This is a genomic window from Pseudomonas sp. LB3P31 (assembly GCF_054897945.1).
In genome coordinates this window covers 2887248-2904611 of record NZ_CM142710.1, presented here as the reverse complement: position 1 = coordinate 2904611, position 17364 = coordinate 2887248, and the positions used below count along the sequence as shown (strand labels likewise).

Sequence of the window (17364 nt, the reverse complement as noted above, 5' to 3'; positions counted from 1 at the left end):
ATTGATGAGCGTGATGGTGTGTTGCGGCCACCGCTAATCAAATGTGGGAGCGGGCTTGCTCGCGAAAGCGCTGTATCAGTCAAAGTTTATGTCGACTGACACTCCGCATTCGCGAGCAAGCCCGCTCCCACAAGGGATTTTGCATACCGGGCAGCCATTGCGGCTGCCCGGCCTTGTTGCTGTTTAGCCGATTGTCATCAAGCTGGCATTACCACCCGCAGCAGCAGTGTTAACACTCAACGCCCGCTCAATCACCAGACGCTCCAGCGCAATATTGGTCTCGCCCTGGGACAACCCATGAACCCCGACAATCGCACCAGCCCGCTTGGCTACCTGCTGGCAGACCGCACGCAGCTGATCGGAATGGCCGTGATGCAGGACCGCATCAAATACCACCTCGTCCTTGCTCCAGTCGGAAACCAGCTTGATGCGGGCCTGAACATCCTTCGGCAGGCGTGCATACAAAGCCTTGGTCAATTCAGCTTCCGGCCACACCGCCGAACCGCCAACTGCCAGCACGGCAGCCAGTTGGGTCAGCAGGTCGCCCTCGACTTCCGCCAGGCACAGCACGTGTTCACGCGGCAGAATGGCGTAGCTGTTGCGTTCGCCGGTCGGGCCTGCCAGAAGGCGGGTGATCCCGCTTTGCGATTGCGCTGCGAACTGCGCACACAAGGTCGCCAGGTCGGCGAGCTTGTTGCTGTCGGCCCAGGCTTTCAAGGCAGTCAGCGGCTTGCTCATGGCGTCACGCAGACGAACATCCGGTGCTGCGATAGCGTCACCGCGAGCGAAGGATTGTTCGATCGCATCAGTAGGACGAGTCGACAGCAGGCGGTACAGGTACAGCGGACCACCAGCTTTCGGACCAGTGCCCGACAGGCCTTCGCCGCCGAACGGTTGCACGCCGACCACTGCGCCGACAATGTTGCGGTTTACGTAGACGTTACCGGCATTGACGTTGTCGATCACCTTGGCGATGGTCTCGTCGATACGGGTGTGCACGCCCAGGGTCAGGCCGTAGCCGGACGCATTGATCTGCGCAATCAGCTGGTCGATGTCCTTGCGCTTGTAGCGAACCACGTGCAGCACCGGACCGAAGATCTCCCGTTGCAACTCGTCGAAGCTTTCCAGCTCGATCAGGGTCGGCATCACGAAGGTGCCGCGCTTGACCTCTTCGCTGTTGGCAATGGCCACCTGGTACACGTTGCGACCTTTGTCGCGCATGCCCTGGATGTGCTTCTCGATACCGGCCTTGGCTTCAGCGTCGATCACCGGGCCGATGTCCACGGACAGACGCTCCGGGTTACCCAGGCGGCATTCAGCCATGGCACCTTTGAGCATTTCGATGACACGGTCAGCGGAATCTTCCTGCAAGCAAAGTACACGCAGAGCCGAGCAGCGCTGACCTGCGCTGTCGAAGGCCGAGGACACTACGTCGATCACAACCTGTTCGGTCAGTGCCGAGGAATCGACGATCATCGCGTTCTGGCCGCCAGTCTCGGCGATCAGTGGAATCGGACGGCCTTGGGCATCCAGGCGACCGGCGACGTTGCGTTGCAGCAGACGAGCGACTTCGGTGGAACCGGTGAACATCACGCCTTTGACCCGATCGTCACCGACCAGACGGGCGCCTACGGTTTCGCCACGGCCCGGCAGCAATTGCAGCACGCCTTCCGGGATTCCGGCTTCGAGCAGCAGGCGCACGGCCTGGGCGGCCACCAGCGGAGTCTGTTCTGCAGGCTTGGCCAGTACCGGGTTGCCGGCGGCCAAAGCAGCAGCAACCTGGCCGCTGAAAATCGCCAACGGGAAGTTCCACGGGCTGATGCAGACCACAGGGCCCAGCGGACGATGCGCGTCATTGGTGAAATCGTTGCGCGCCTGCACTGCGTAGTAACGCAGGAAGTCCACGGCTTCGCGTACTTCGGCGATGGCGTTGGCGAAGGTCTTGCCGGCTTCGCGAGCCAGCAGGCCCATCAGCGGCTGGATCTCGCCTTCCATCAGGTCAGCGGCACGTTCCAGGATCGCGGCACGTTCGGCCGGCGGGGTAGCCTGCCAGATCGGCGCAGCGTTCAAGGCGCACTGGATCGCGTTGTCGACGTCTTCGACGGTCGCTTCCTGTACATGGCCGACCACGTCACGCTGATCCGATGGGTTCAGCACAGGTGCTGGGGTTTCGGTGCTGGAAGCGCAGCCGAGCATCGGCGCGGCTTTCCAGTCGTTGTGAGCGGTGGCCAGCAGGGCGCAGGACAGTGAAGCCAGACGATGTTCGTTGGCCATGTCGATGCCGCTGGAGTTGGCGCGCTCGGCACCGTACAGGTCACGCGGCAGCGGGATACGCGGGTGTGGCAGGCCGAAGCCGCCTTCCTGCGTCGCCATCTGCTCGATGGTGGCCACTGGATCGGCCACCAGCTCCTGAATCGAGATGGATTGATCGGCGATACGGTTGACGAATGAAGTATTCGCGCCGTTTTCCAGCAGGCGACGCACCAGGTACGCCAGCAGTGTCTCGTGGGTGCCAACCGGAGCGTACACGCGGCACGGACGGTTCAGCTTGCCCTCGGACACCTTGCCTACAACCTGTTCGTACAGCGGTTCACCCATGCCGTGCAGGCACTGGAACTCATACTGGCCGGGGTAATAGTTCTGACCGGCGATGTGGTAGATGGCCGACAGGGTGTGGGCGTTGTGCGTGGCGAACTGCGGATAGATGACTTCCGGCACCGACAGCAGTTTGCGTGCGCAAGCGATGTAGGACACGTCGGTGTACACCTTGCGGGTGTACACCGGATAGCCTTCCAGGCCTTCGACCTGAGCGCGCTTGATCTCGCTGTCCCAGTACGCGCCTTTCACCAGGCGGATCATCAGGCGATGACGGCTGCGACGAGCCAGGTCGATCACGTAGTCGATCACGTACGGGCAACGCTTCTGGTAAGCCTGGATCACGAAACCGATGCCGTTCCAGCCGGTCAGTTGCGGCTCGAAGCACAGGCGTTCCAGCAGGTCCAGCGACAGCTCCAGGCGGTCGGCTTCTTCAGCGTCGATGTTCAGGCCAATGTCGTATTGCTTGGCCAGCAAGGTCAGCGACAGCAGGCGCGGGTACAGCTCTTCCATCACGCGCTCGTACTGCGCACGGCTGTAACGCGGGTGCAGTGCCGACAACTTGATGGAAATGCCTGGACCTTCATAGATCCCACGACCGTGGGACGCTTTGCCGATCGAGTGGATGGCTTGTTCGTACGAGGCCAGGTATTTCTGCGCGTCGTGCTCGGTGAGTGCCGCTTCACCCAGCATGTCGTAAGAGTACCGGAAGCCCTTGGCTTCGAATTTGCTCGCGTTGGCCAGGGCTTCGGCGATGGTTTCACCGGTGACGAACTGCTCACCCATCAGGCGCATGGCCATGTCGACGCCCTTGCGGATCATCGGCTCGCCGCTCTTGCCGATGATGCGGCTCAGGGACGAAGTCAGGCCGGCTTCATTGTGCGTGGCGACCAGTTTGCCGGTCAGCAGCAGACCCCAGGTGGCAGCGTTAACGAACAGCGAAGGGCTGTTGCCCAGGTGCGGGTGCCAGTTGCCGGTGCTGATCTTGTCGCGGATCAGCGCGTCACGGGTGCCCTTGTCCGGAATGCGCAGCAGCGCTTCGGCCAGGCACATCAGGGCCACGCCTTCCTGGGACGAAAGAGAGAATTCCTGCAGCAGGCCCTGGACAATCCCGGCACGGCCGCCAGCGCTCTTCTGATTGCGCAGTTTTTCGGCAATCGAGGCGGCGAGTTTGTTGGTGGCTTCGGCCATGACCGCTGGCAGACGCGCCTGCTCGATCAGCATCGGCACCACTTCCGGCTCAGGGCGGCGGTAAGCGGCGGTGATCGATGCACGCAGCACCGATTGCGGCAGGATGCTTTCTGCGAATTCGAGGAAGCACTGATGGGCGTGATCCAGAGGCGCGTCGACCGAATCGTCGGAATCCTTGGTCAAGCCGTTCAGCTCGGTCAGGGTTGCACCACCCTCGAGTTTTTCCAGGTAATTGAAGATTGCCTGTTTGATCAGCCAGTGCGGCGTGCGATCAATCGAGGTCGCGGCGGCCTTGAGGCGTTCGCGGGTCGGGTCGTCAAGTTTGACCCCAAGAGTGGTGGTAGCCATATTTTTATCCTCATGTTTGCCACAACTGCGTGGCATCAGCTGGCGGCAAGATTAGCCCTGCGCTGATCGAGGTGCAACCGGGTGCAACCCTTTTTTTGTCGGAATTAGCGGCAGCTCGTCAGGAAAAAAATTCCGGTTCGAAGGTCCCGCGCCTGCTTGGTGCTTTTACTTATAGCAAACCGCCAGAACTGCCCTAAAAAGGAGCAAAAAACGGCATTTGCATGATAATTCCGACTAGGTGCAACTTATTCGAAAGAAACTGGTTGCACCTTATTTGCTTTGTTGAATAGCATTCGCCGCGAAGGTGCAACCGGCTCCAACGTCAGGTGCACCGGCTGATGGCTTTCCTGGGGAAACATCAGTCATAAATGCGCGGGATCCACAATCGTCTGTCAAACGTCGTCGTTTGCGAGCGGTTACCTAATACCGCCGCTACATAAAAACAAAGCCAGGGCGTAACTTAATGAGCGTTAGCAATCCAACCCTGATCACGTTCGTGATCTACATCGCAGCAATGGTGCTGATCGGCTTCATGGCCTATCGCTCCACCAACAACCTATCCGATTACATTCTGGGCGGTCGTAGCCTGGGCAGCGTCGTGACTGCATTGTCCGCCGGCGCCTCCGACATGAGCGGCTGGTTGTTGATGGGCTTGCCGGGCGCAATCTACATGTCCGGTCTGTCCGAGAGCTGGATCGCCATCGGCCTGATCATCGGTGCCTACCTGAACTGGCTGTTCGTCGCCGGCCGTCTGCGTGTACAGACCGAGCACAACGGTGATGCGCTGACTCTGCCGGACTACTTCTCCAGCCGGTTCGAAGACAAAAGCGGCCTGCTGCGGATCATCTCTGCGGTAGTGATCCTGGTGTTCTTCACCATTTATTGCGCATCCGGCATCGTGGCTGGCGCCCGTCTGTTCGAAAGCACCTTCGGCATGTCCTACGAGACTGCGCTGTGGGCCGGTGCTGCGGCGACGATTGCCTACACCTTTGTGGGTGGTTTCCTGGCAGTGAGCTGGACCGATACCGTTCAAGCCACGCTGATGATCTTCGCCCTGTTGCTGACGCCGATCATCGTGCTGCTGGCTACGGGCGGCGTTGACACCACGTTCCTGGCCATCGAAGCGCAAGATCCAAGCAACTTCGACATGCTGAAAAACACCACTTTCATCGGCATTATCTCGCTGATGGGCTGGGGCCTGGGCTACTTCGGCCAGCCGCACATCCTCGCGCGTTTCATGGCGGCGGATTCGGTCAAGTCGATCGCTAACGCTCGCCGCATCTCCATGACCTGGATGATCCTGTGCCTGGGCGGCACCGTCGCTGTAGGTTTCTTCGGTATCGCTTACTTCTCGGCGCACCCGGAGCTGGCCGGTCCTGTGACCGAAAACCATGAGCGTGTGTTCATCGAACTGGCGAAAATCCTGTTCAACCCATGGATCGCCGGTGTGCTGCTGTCGGCCATCCTGGCTGCCGTAATGAGCACCCTGAGCTGCCAATTGCTGGTGTGCTCGAGTGCCCTGACCGAAGACTTCTACAAGACCTTCCTGCGTAAATCCGCATCTCAGGTCGAGTTGGTCTGGGTTGGCCGCGCCATGGTGCTGCTGGTTGCCCTGATCGCCATCGCGATGGCCGCCAACCCGGAGAACCGCGTACTGGGTCTGGTCAGCTACGCCTGGGCCGGTTTTGGTGCTGCATTCGGTCCGGTCGTGCTGATCTCCGTGATTTGGAAAGACATGACCCGCAACGGCGCACTGGCCGGCATCCTGGTCGGCGCGATCACCGTGATCGTGTGGAAACACTTCGAACTGCTGGGCCTGTACGAAATCATCCCGGGCTTCATCTTCGCCAGCCTGGCGATCTACATCGTCAGCAAACTCGGCGCGCCGACTGCTGGCATGCTGCAGCGTTTCGAGGCAGCCGAGGCAGATTTCCGCCTGAACAAGTAATCGCGATGAGCTGATGCTCTGAGCTTTTGCTGAACAAAAGAACGGCCCGCTTCCTCTGGAGGCGGGCCGTTTTTTTTCATGTCTGGAGGGCAGGTTGGCCCGCTCGGCCGCGAAGCCCTGACGTTGCGCTCGGTACAGGGTAAACTTGCCGACCTGCGCAGGAGCAATCATGAATTATCGTCACGCCTTCCATGCCGGCAATCACGCCGACGTGTTCAAACACCTGACTTTGACCCGCCTCATCGCCCTGATGTCGCGCAAGGAGCAGCCGTTCGCCTATCTCGATACCCATGCCGGCATCGGCCTGTATGACCTGCAGGGTGATCAGGCCAGCCGCACCGGTGAATACCTGGAAGGCATTGCGCGTTTGTGGGATCAGCCGGACCTGCCGATGTTGACCGCCGATTACATGCAGGTGCTGCACGAGATGAACCCGGATGGCCAGTTGCGCTATTACCCGGGCTCACCGGAGCTGGCGCGACGCCTGACCCGGCCCCAGGATCGGCTGATGCTCAACGAGAAGCACCCGCAAGATGGCCTGTTGCTCAAGGACAATATGGCCGGCGACAGGCGCGTCAAGGTGCAACTGGGCGAAGGCTGGCACGTGCCCCGGGCGATGTTGCCGGTGCAGGAGAAGCGCGCGGTGATGTTGATTGATCCGCCGTTCGAGCAGCTCGATGAGATGCAGCGTTGTGCGGCCTCGCTGAAAGAAGCGATCGGCCGGATGCGCCAGACTGTGGCGGCGATCTGGTACCCAGTGAAAGACCAGCGTATGTTGCGTCGGTTTTATCAGGACCTGGCCGGCACGGGTGCGCCGAAGTTGTTGCGCGTGGAATTGCTGGTGCATCCGCTGGACACGCCGAACAGCTTGAACGGGTCGGGGTTGGCGATTGCCAATCCGCCGTGGGGGCTGGAGGAGGAGTTGCGCGAGTTGCTGCCGTGGTTGTCGCAGAAGCTTGGGCAGACTCAGGGTGGGTGGCAGATGGATTGGTTGATTGCTGAATGAGGTAGGTCAAAAGCAAGATCAAAAGATCGCAGCCTGCGGCAGCTCCTACAGAGGTACACCTTACACACTGTAGGAGCTGCCGCAGGCTGCGATCTTTTGCTTTACGGCGTTAGATCGGGCAGGTCACGCCTGTACCGCCAATCCCGCAATACCCTTCTGGATTTTTCGCCAGGTACTGCTGGTGATACGCCTCGGCGAAGTACACCGTCGGCGCTTCGTCGATTTCGGTGGTGATGGTGCCTTTGCCGGCCTTGGTCAACTCGGCCTGAAACACTTGCGCGCTGGCTTTGGCCGCTTCCAGTTGAGTCGGGTTGGTGGCATAGATCACCGAGCGATACTGCGTGCCGATGTCATTACCCTGGCGCATGCCCTGGGTTGGGTTGTGCAGTTCCCAGAACATTTTCAGCAGCGCTTCGTAGCTGACCTTTGCCGGCTCATAGACCACCAGTACCACTTCGCTGTGGCCAGTCAGGCCTGAGCAGACTTCTTCATAGGTAGGGTTCGGCGTGAAGCCGCCGGCGTAACCCACTACCGTGCTGACCACGCCTTCGCGCTGCCAGAATTTGCGTTCCGCACCCCAGAAGCAGCCCAGGCCGAAGATCGCGAAATCCACGTCAGTGACGAACGGGCCCAACAGCGGGGCGTCGTGCACGAAGTGTTTTTCCGGCAGGGACATCGGAGTTTCGCGGCCAGGCAGAGCTTGTTCTTTAGTCGGGAGCACGTTTTTGTTCACCAGAATTTCCGAGCGCAGAACCATCATCAGTCCCCTCAGTCAGGTTGGATGTAAATAGGTAGACCGCCAGTGTGCCGAATAATGCCAGTAGGTGCGAGCAATGTGGATTGAGCCTGCTCGTGATGACTGCTTAACATTCAACATGGGTGGAGACTGACACACCGCTATCGCGAGCAGGCTCGCTCCTACAGGGGCGGGACCTGTCAGGCGATGGGGCCACGCGGATAGCGTCTGAGCTTTTCGATCAGATCGCTGCCCGGAATCGGGCGGTCGAACAGGTAGCCCTGGCCGACGTCGCAGCGATGGCGGCGCAGGAACGCCAGCTGCTCGGCGGTCTCGATACCTTCCGCCACCACCTTGAGTTTAAGGTTGTGGGCCATGGCGATCACGGCAGAGGTGATTTCCATGTCGTCCTGGTTGTCCGGGATTTCGTGGATGAAGCTTCGATCGATCTTGAGGATATCAATCGGGAATTTCTTCAGGTAGCTCAGCGACGAGTAACCGGTGCCGAAGTCGTCCATGGCCAGGGTCAGGCCCAGGCGTTTCAGCTGGTCGAGTTGCAAGTGGGTGTCTTCGGTGGCTTCGAGCAGCAGGCCTTCGGTCAGTTCAAGTTCCAGCAGGCTCCCCGGCAGTGCTTCTTCCTTGAGGATGTTGGCGATGGACGCCACCAGGTCGGGGTCGGAGAACTGTTTGGGCGACAGGTTGATTGCCACCTGCAGGTTGCCCAGGCCAGCGGCGGTCAGGTGCTTGCTCATGCGGCAGGCCTGGCGGGCGATCCATTTGCCAATCGGGATGATCAGGCCGGTTTCCTCGGCGACACTGATGAACTGGTCCGGACGGATCATGCCTTTTTCCGGATGGTTCCAGCGCAACAGGGCCTCCATCCCCAGCAGGCGCCCGCTGCGCAGGCACAGCTTGGGCTGGTAAAAGACGTCCAGCTCATTCTGGGTCAGGGCGCGACGCAGGTTGTTTTCCACGAACAGTTTGTAGCTGGCCTCGGCGTTCAGCGCTTCGGTGAACACCTGAACCTGGTGCTTGCCGTTGGCCTTGGCTTTGTGCAGCGCCAGGCCGGCGTTGCGCATCAGTGTTTGTGGATCGCGCCCGTGCAGCGGCGCGCAGGCCAGGCCGACGGAGCCGGTGACGCTGATCAGCTGGTTGTCGACGAACATCGGCTTGTCCAGCGTTGCCAGCAGTTGGTTGGCGACTTGCTGGCCGGTGCAGAGGTCGGTGTTGTCCAGCAACACGGCGAACTCATTACTGGCAAAACGCGCCAGGCTGCCGCTTGGGCTGAGGCTGTTGCGCAGGCGGCGCGCCAGGCTGATCAGCAGCTTGTCGCCGGTCTGATGGCCCAGGCTGTCGTTGATCCGCTTGAAATTATCGATGTCCACCAGCAGCAGGCTGATGGGTGTATCAGTGTCGCGGGAAAAGCGTTCATCGAGGTTGCGGATGAAGGCCGGTCGGTTGCCCAGGTTGGTCAGGTTGTCGGTGTAGGCCAGGCGCTCAATGCGCTGCTGGGCCAGTTTGGTCTGGGTGATGTCTTCATAGATGCCGATGTAATGCGTCAGCTCGCGGTTGTCGCCGTACACCTTGGAAATCGACAACTGGCCCCAGTAGGGTTCGAGGTTTTTTCGTCGGCTCTTGAACTCACCCTGCCAGCTGTTGCTCTTGCCCAGCGCCGAAGTGGCGTCGAACAGCAGTTCGCTGAGGTTCTCCAGTGCCGGCAGTTCCGACAGCCGCTGGCCGTGGACTTCTTCGGTGCTGTACTGGGTAATCGCCGTGAAACTGGGGTTGACGTATTCCACCACGCCATCGCAGTTGACCAGCAGAAAGGCATTGGCGCTCTGTTCCACGGCCCGCTGGAACAGGTGCAGGGCACTGGTGGCGGTGCGGCGATTATGGTTGCTGATCACTTGGGCAAACTGGTCGGCCAGCTCGCCGGCGAAGGCTATTTCGTCCGATTGCCAGGCGCGAGAGGCACCGCTCTGCTCCAGGCAAAGCACCCCGACTACCTGGCCATCGACCCGAACGCTGGCATCGAGCATGGCGATGACATCCCGCGGTCGCAGGCATTCCACCAGCTCCCGGGTGCGCGGATCGCGCATGACATTGTGCGCATCAATGGCGCGGCCGGTGTGCAGGGCTTCCAGATAATCAGGATAGCCGCTGACATCGATCGGCTCGGGCAGCTGGTGTTCCTGGCTCGCGCGGTGATAGGCGGAGATCGGCACCAGCATCGAATCTTCAAGATTCCACAGGCTGGCGCAGTCGACCTGGTAGATGTCACAGGCGCTGCGGGTGATCAGCTCGGCCGCTTCCTGCAGCGAATTGTTGCTGGTATAGCGCTGGCGCGTCAGCAGCAGGATCAGGTCCTGCTGCGCCCGCACGCGATCCAGGTGCAACAGCTGTTCCTGCTGGGCGCGCTGATTGAGTTCAAGGGCGATTTGCAGGCGCGAGTTCTGATTTTCCAGGTCCAGCGCGGCCAGCACCGGGTTGCTCTCGATCAAGTCGTCGACCACCAGCAGGTAGCCGCGCAACAGTTGTCGATTGTGCTGTTTGAATGCTTCGCCCAGTTCCAGCAGCTTCAAGGCGCCGGCGGGCGTGTGCAGGGTGTAGCGGATCAGGTAACTGGACGCTTCAGTGAGTTGCTGCTGGATCGCGTCATGCAGCTGATGACGCGCCTGTGGCTCCATCAGGCTGGCGTAGGGCGAGCTGATCAGTGAGCAGAGCTCCACAGCGGCCAGGCCGAAGGGTCGTTCGCAGTTGGGGTCGAGAAACAACATGGCCCAGCTGGCTTCATTCAGCCGCTCGAAACGCAGCATGCCGAGCCGCGAGGGCACAGGCAATTGCGTCACTACCTCGGCCGCCATACGGCTGGCGGCATCGGGTTGGCTTTTCATGAAGGGAAACTCGCTTCGAAAGTGCTGGTCGCGCCGGGCTCGCGCCCTCTTTTCTGTTGCGTGTCGCAAGGTTGCATCATTGCGATACCGACTGACAAGAGAGATGAAGGCCAAGTGCTATAAGAATATGTCGGCAGGCAAGTCTAATTCTTCAGTAGTAGTGCGAAAGTATTGTGTTGAGCTGAAAGGATCGCCGCCCCCCGCCCCGGTTGCGACCCGGAATTTTTTCAGCGCAGCGGGATTTCAATTTTTTGCAACAGATTGCCTGTCCTGTCGTGATAACTGATGCGGATCTGTGCTGTATCAATCAGCAGATGGGCAAAGTTGTCCTGGCTGATCACCTCGCCGACCAGTTCGTGCCGATACTCGCCGGCTTCGGTTGTAGCCAATGGCTGATTGAGGATGAAGCTGGAAGCTTTTGCGTAGGGCAGCATTCTGCTGTTGCTCAGCGGCGATGACACCAGGGTGTGAATCTCGAATTCCGGGTCCTCGCTGTGGGTCAGGCGGCTGACCAGCGAGCCATGCACGTCGCCGGAAACTATCACCACGTTCCTGAGGCGATGTTTGCGGATGGTCTCCAACAGGCGCAGGCGCTGTTCGGGGAAGCCTTTCCAGCCGTCGTCGCCGTCTCTGATCAGGTCGGGGTACAGCATGACACCGGTGATCACCATCTTGACCCGGGCCGTGCTGTTGATTAGCCAGTCGCACAGTGCCTTTTCCTGCTCTTGATCAAGCATGCGCCGGTCGTTGGTCGCAAGATTACGCCGGGTGCGGCAATCGACGACGAACCACTCAATATCGCCCTCCGAGAACTGATACCAATATCGGTCGGAGGCCGGATTGATCTGGCCATTATCGAGTAGTTCATGAGTGGGGCTGTGGCTGGCTTGATACAATTCGTAAGCGATCATTGCATTGTTACACATGTAATCGTCATCACGCTTTCTTTTAGTCGGCCAGTTGTCTTCAATTTCATGATCATCAAGGATCATGTAAGTAGGGAGGCTGGACATTAACTTGCTGATATTGGGTTGGGAAAAAGCCGTGCGATATTTAACCAGCATTTCATTGAGCTCGCGGTCGGGCGCAATGGCATTCAGGTCATCCAGATAAACCTGATCACCCGTCATCAGCATCGCGCTGATGGGTGGGTCACTTTGCTCTGCAAGCTGGCTGATCGAGGCGAAAATCCGGTCGCTGAGGTGTGGCAGGATCGGCACCCCACCCGTCAGTTGCAGGTAGCGGCACGAGCCGAAGATATAGGCGCGTGGTTGAGTAACTCGGTCCGAAGGCGTGCGGAAACGGTAAATATCATCGGGCCATTGCAGTGGCAACTCTGCCACCGTCTCCACGTTATGCGCCGGGCTCGTCAGGCTGAACCAGCCGGCCTGGTATTCGTATTCAGTGTTGGCAGCCAGATCATTCAGGGCAATGACCTGGGACATGTCGCGTACGGATTCGAGTGTGCTGAAAGTGCTGTTCAACCAACTTTCGTCGCCCCGTCGTCGATAGCGAATCCCGGCAAAGGCCTGGGCGTTCATCTGAAACTTGCCGCGCACTAAAATGCGCGCGTGATTAATTGTCGTGTGGCCAATGATAGGCCCGACCGTTGGCTTGAACATGTTTGAGTCCATTCAGTATTGCGCTCAATCAAGTATTGATATCAGCGCGTGAAGTTAGAGTCGCCAGATCAGACTATTGATTGGACCCTAAAAAATACCGGGCAGAAATGGACTGGAGTTGTGGGCGTTATCAGCCACAACTGTAGGAAGGTGCAGGTAAACCGCAGGCAAAAAAAGCCCCGCCAAATTGGCGGGGTTGAGGTACGAGCGTGGCGCTCGGAAAACGTGGAACGCAGCTGGCCCTCCGGTGAAGGAGGGCCGACTGTCTTACAGCAGGATGGTGCGGATGTCGGCCAGCAGATCGCTCAGACGCTTGGTGAAGCGTGCAGCAGCGGCGCCGTTGATCACGCGGTGATCGTAGGACAGCGACAGCGGCAGCATCAGCTTCGGCTGGAAGGCTTTGCCGTCCCAGACTGGCTGGATGGTTGCCTTGGAAACGCCGAGGATCGCCACTTCCGGCGCGTTGACGATCGGCGTGAAGCCGGTGCCGCCAATGTGGCCGAGGCTGGAAATGGTGAAGCAGGCGCCTTGCATGTCGTCAGCGGTAAGCTTCTTGTCGCGCGCTTTGGCGGCCAGAGCAGCTGCCTCAGCGGCCAGCTGCAGCAGGCTCTTCTGGTCAACGTTCTTGATGACCGGAACCAGCAGGCCTTCAGGCGTATCCACTGCGAAGCCGATGTTCACGTACTTCTTGCGGATGATCGCCTTGCCACTTGGGGCCAGCGAACTGTTGAAGTCCGGCAGTTCCTTGAGCAGGTGCGCGCAGGATTTGAGCAGCAGCGGCAGGATGGTCAGCTTGACGCCGGCCTTCTCTGCAACAGCTTTCTGGGCGATACGGAACGCTTCCAGCTCGGTGATATCAGCCGAGTCGAACTGAGTCACGTGTGGAATGTTCAACCAACTGCGGTGCAGGCTAGACGCGCCGATCTGCATCAGGCGAGTCATCGGCACTTCTTCGGTTTCGCCAAAGCGGCTGAAGTCCACGACCGGAATCGGCGGGATGCCCGCACCACCCGTGGCACCGCCTGCAGCGGCCGGTGCTTCCTTGGCCTTCTGCATCATGGCTTTGACGTAAACCTGCACGTCTTCTTTGAGGATGCGACCGTGTGGACCGCTTGCGCCGACCGCATTCAGCTCGACGCCGAACTCACGGGCCAGCTGGCGAACCGCCGGGCCGGCGTGAACCTTGGCGCCTGGCTTGGCCGGAGCAGCAGCCGGTGCGGCTGGCGCAGCGGCAGCGGGAGCAGCTTCAGCCTTGGTCGCCGCAGGTGCAGCAGCAGGCGCGGCGGCTTGAGCTGGAGCAGCGCCTTTGACTTTCAGCTTGAGAATCAGGTCGCCAGTACCGACTTCGTCGTCCAGCTTGACGGAAATGCTTTCCACCACGCCGGCGGCAGGCGATGGAATTTCCATGCTCGCCTTGTCGGATTCCAGGGTGATCAGCGACTGGTCGGCGGTGACGGTGTCGCCGGCCTTGACCAGTACTTCGATGATCTTGGCCTTGCCCGACGAGCCGATGTCCGGGACATGAATGTCCTGGACGCTGTCGGCAACCGGAGCAGCAGGCGCCGCGGCCGGGGCCGGTGCAGCGGCTTGAGCCGGAGCAGCCGCCTGGGCAGGAGCCGCAGCCGGTGCAGCGGCACCTGCCACTTCCAAATCGAGGATCAGGTCGCCGGTGCCGACTTCGTCATTGAGCTTGACGCTGATGCTCTTGACCACGCCAGCAGCAGGCGATGGGATTTCCATGCTCGCCTTGTCGGACTCCAGGGTGATCAAGGATTGATCAGCCTCGACCGTGTCGCCAACCTTGACCTGGATCTCGATGATCTGGGCTTTGCCTGACGAACCGATGTCCGGCACGTGCACTTGCTGAACCGAAGCGGCAGCCGGTGCCGCAGCAGGCGCGGCCGGAGCAGGTGCAGCAGCCGGAGCCGCTTCAGCCTTCGCAGCCGGCGCAGCGGCAGCCGCAGGAGCGGCCGCAGTCTCACCTTCAACTTCCAGCTCCAGCAGCTCGTCGCCCTCTTTGAGGCGGTCGCCCAGCTTCACTTTGAGGCTTTTGACGATGCCGGCCTTGGGCGCAGGCACTTCCATGCTGGCCTTGTCCGACTCGAGCGTCAGGATGCTCTGCTCGGCTTCGATACGGTCGCCGACCTTCACAAATAGTTCGATTACTTCACCTTCACCGCTGCCGATGTCAGGTACGCGAATGAGTTCGCTCACAGAGTGTCTCCTCAGCAGTCCAGTGGGTTGCGTTTTTCCGGGTCGATGCCGAACTTGGCGATGGCTTCAGCCACCACTTTAGGTTCGATGTCACCACGGTCAGCCAATGCTTCCAGGGCTGCCAACACCACGAATTGACGATCGACTTCGAAGAAGTGACGCAGCTTCTTGCGGCTGTCACTGCGGCCGAAACCGTCGGTGCCCAGGACTTTGAATTCCTTGGACGGGACCCACTGGCGGATTTGCTCAGCGAACATCTTCATGTAGTCGGTAGAAGCGATGACCGGACCTTTACGGCCGTTCAGGCATTCTTCGACGTAGCTCAGTTGCGGCTTCTGGCCCGGGTGCAGACGGTTGCTGCGCTCGACGGCCAGGCCATCGCGACGCAGCTCGTTGAAGCTGGTTACGCTCCAGACGTCGGCGCCGATGTTGAACTCTTCACGCAGGATCTTCGCTGCTTCACGCACTTCACGCAGGATGGTGCCGGAGCCCATCAGCTGAACGTGATGCGCCGCTTCGCGGGTGTCTTCTTCCAGCAGGTACATGCCTTTCTTGATGCCTTCTTCGGCACCGGCCGGCATGGCTGGCTGCTGGTACGACTCGTTCATCACGGTGATGTAGTAGAAAACGTCCTGTTGCTCTTCGGTCATCTTCTTCATGCCGTCCTGGATGATCACCGCCAGCTCATAGCCGTAGGTCGGATCATAGGTGCGGCAGTTTGGGATGGTCGCGGCCAGGATGTGGCTGTGGCCGTCTTCGTGCTGCAGGCCTTCGCCGTTCAGCGTGGTCCGGCCGGCGGTGCCGCCGATCAGGAAGCCACGGGTGCGGCTGTCGCCGGCAGCCCAGGCCAGGTCGCCAATACGCTGGAAGCCGAACATCGAGTAGAAGATGTAGAACGGCAGCATTGGCTGGTTGTGGCTGGAGTACGAAGTACCGGCAGCGATGAACGAGCTCATGGCGCCCGCTTCGTTGATGCCTTCTTCGAGGATCTGGCCCTTTTTGTCTTCCTTGTAGAACATCACCTGGTCTTTATCGACTGGCTCGTAGAGCTGGCCGACGGACGAGTAGATGCCCAACTGACGGAACATGCCTTCCATACCGAAGGTACGGGCTTCGTCCGGAATGATCGGAACGATGCGCGAGCCGATTTCCTTGTCCTTGACCAGCTGCGCAAGGATCCGCACGAAGGCCATGGTGGTGGAGATTTCACGGTCGCCCGAGCCGTCCAGGATAGCCTTGAGGGTATCGAGTGGCGGTGTCGGAATGCTCACGCTCTTGGCGCGGCGCTGCGGCACGAAACCGCCCAGGGCAGTGCGGCGCTCGCTCAGGTAACGGGCTTCGGCGCTGTTTGGCTCCGGCTTGAAGAACGGCAGGTTTTCCAGCTCGTCGTCTTTTACCGGGATGTCGAAACGATCGCGGAACAACTTCAGGCTGTCGACATCGACTTTCTTGGTGTTGTGCGCAGTGTTCTTCGCTTCGCCAGCGCCGGTGCCATAACCCTTGATGGTCTTGGCCAGGATAACGGTAGGTTGTTCTTTGTGGTTGACCGCTTCGTGGTACGCCGCGTAGACCTTGTACGGGTCGTGGCCGCCACGGTTGAGTTTCCAGATCTCATCGTCCGACAGATCGGCAACCATCGCCTTGAGTTCTGGCGAGTTGAAGAAGTGTTCACGGACGAACGCGCCGTCTTTGGCTTTGTAGTTCTGGTACTCGCCGTCGATGACTTCGTCCATGCGACGTTGCAGGATACCGTCGACGTCCTTGGCCAGCAGTGGGTCCCAGAAACGGCCCCAGATGACTTTGGTCACGTTCCACTGAGCACCGCGGAACACGCCTTCGAGTTCCTGGATGATCTTGCCGTTACCGCGAACCGGGCCGTCGAGGCGCTGCAGGTTGCAGTTGATGACGAAGATCAGGTTGTCGAGCTTCTCGCGGCCAGCCAGCGAGATCGCGCCCAAGGATTCCGGCTCGTCGCACTCGCCGTCGCCCAGGAAGCACCAGACTTTTTGCTTGCCTTCCGGAATGAAGCCACGGGCTTCCAGGTACTTCATGAAACGTGCCTGGTAGATCGCCTGGATCGGACCCAGTCCCATGGATACAGTCGGGAACTGCCAGAAATCAGGCATCAGCCAAGGGTGCGGGTAGGACGACAGGCCCTGACCGTCGACTTCCTGGCGGAAGTTGTTCATCTGGTCTTCGGTGATGCGGCCTTCCATGAATGCACGGGCGTAAACGCCTGGCGAGGTGTGGCCCTGGAAGTAGATCAGGTCGCCGCCGTGTTCGTCGGTCGGGGCCTGGAAGAAATAGTTGAAGCCGATGTCATACAGGGTCGCACTGGAAGCGAAGCTGGAGATGTGACCGCCAAGGTCGGAATCTTTCAGGTTCGTACGCATTACCATGGCCATGGCGTTCCAGCGTACCAACGAGCGAATGCGGCGTTCCATGAACAGGTCGCCAGGCATGCGTGCTTCGTGGGTAACGGGAATGGTGTTGCGGTATGGCGTGGTGATGGCGTAAGGCAACTGCGAACCGCTGCGGGTTGCGAGTTCACCCATTCGGGTCATCAGATAGTGAGCGCGGTCTTCGCCTTCTTTATCGAGAACCGATTCCAGGGCGTCCAGCCATTCCTGGGTTTCGACGGGATCGAGGTCTTGCATGGCTTGCTCCAGGGCGGAAAGGCTTCCAGAATCGGTTGCCTGAGTTTGCGACTGGCCTTGTGGGCAGACGATATAAATTCTTGGATTGCCGAGAGGTGTGTTCCGGCGGCGTGTAGTTTTACTACAAATCTTCGGGCATTTCAGCTATTCGAA

Annotated in this window: 8 protein-coding genes; 2 read left to right on the top strand and 6 right to left on the bottom strand. The window is 59.8% G+C overall.

The window, feature by feature from the left end; all coding sequences use genetic code 11:
- Window positions 1-183 precede the first annotated feature (183 nt).
- Window positions 184-4134: a trifunctional transcriptional regulator/proline dehydrogenase/L-glutamate gamma-semialdehyde dehydrogenase gene (gene putA / locus ACYZTK_RS13160; RefSeq protein WP_462014830.1), complete on the bottom strand. Its 3951-nt coding sequence runs from the start codon at window positions 4132-4134 to the stop codon at window positions 184-186.
- A 463-nt stretch (window positions 4135-4597) separates the two neighbouring features.
- Between putA and putP the strand changes: the two genes are divergently transcribed.
- Both putP and ACYZTK_RS13150 read left to right on the top strand, forming a co-directional pair.
- The gene (gene putP / locus ACYZTK_RS13155) at window positions 4598-6082 is read left to right on the top strand and encodes a sodium/proline symporter PutP (protein ID WP_462014829.1); all 1485 of its coding nucleotides are present in this window, start codon (window positions 4598-4600) and stop codon (window positions 6080-6082) included.
- 169 nt (window positions 6083-6251) lie between these two features.
- The gene (locus ACYZTK_RS13150; RefSeq protein WP_462014828.1) at window positions 6252-7088 is read left to right on the top strand and encodes a 23S rRNA (adenine(2030)-N(6))-methyltransferase RlmJ; all 837 of its coding nucleotides are present in this window, start codon (window positions 6252-6254) and stop codon (window positions 7086-7088) included.
- A 109-nt stretch (window positions 7089-7197) separates the two neighbouring features.
- Here ACYZTK_RS13150 and msrA read toward each other — a convergent pair whose 3' ends face one another.
- From msrA to aceE, 5 genes are all read right to left on the bottom strand, one after another.
- Window positions 7198-7845, bottom strand: a complete 648-nt coding sequence (gene msrA, locus ACYZTK_RS13145; protein ID WP_247293189.1) for a peptide-methionine (S)-S-oxide reductase MsrA — start codon at window positions 7843-7845, stop codon at window positions 7198-7200.
- Between the two features lie 179 nt (window positions 7846-8024).
- Window positions 8025-10718 (bottom strand): sensor domain-containing phosphodiesterase, encoded by a 2694-nt coding sequence (locus ACYZTK_RS13140; RefSeq protein ID WP_462014827.1) that lies wholly within the window; start codon window positions 10716-10718, stop codon window positions 8025-8027.
- Window positions 10719-10945: 227 nt separating this feature from the next.
- Entirely contained in the window at window positions 10946-12340 is a 1395-nt protein-coding gene (locus ACYZTK_RS13135) for an alkaline phosphatase D family protein (RefSeq protein WP_462014826.1), read from the bottom strand.
- Window positions 12341-12607: 267 nt separating this feature from the next.
- Window positions 12608-14554, bottom strand: a complete 1947-nt coding sequence (gene aceF / locus ACYZTK_RS13130; protein WP_462014825.1) for a dihydrolipoyllysine-residue acetyltransferase — start codon at window positions 14552-14554, stop codon at window positions 12608-12610.
- An 11-nt stretch (window positions 14555-14565) separates the two neighbouring features.
- A complete protein-coding gene (gene aceE / locus ACYZTK_RS13125; RefSeq protein ID WP_462014824.1) occupies window positions 14566-17211 on the bottom strand; it encodes a pyruvate dehydrogenase (acetyl-transferring), homodimeric type in 2646 nt (881 codons plus the stop codon).
- Window positions 17212-17364: the final 153 nt, after the last annotated feature.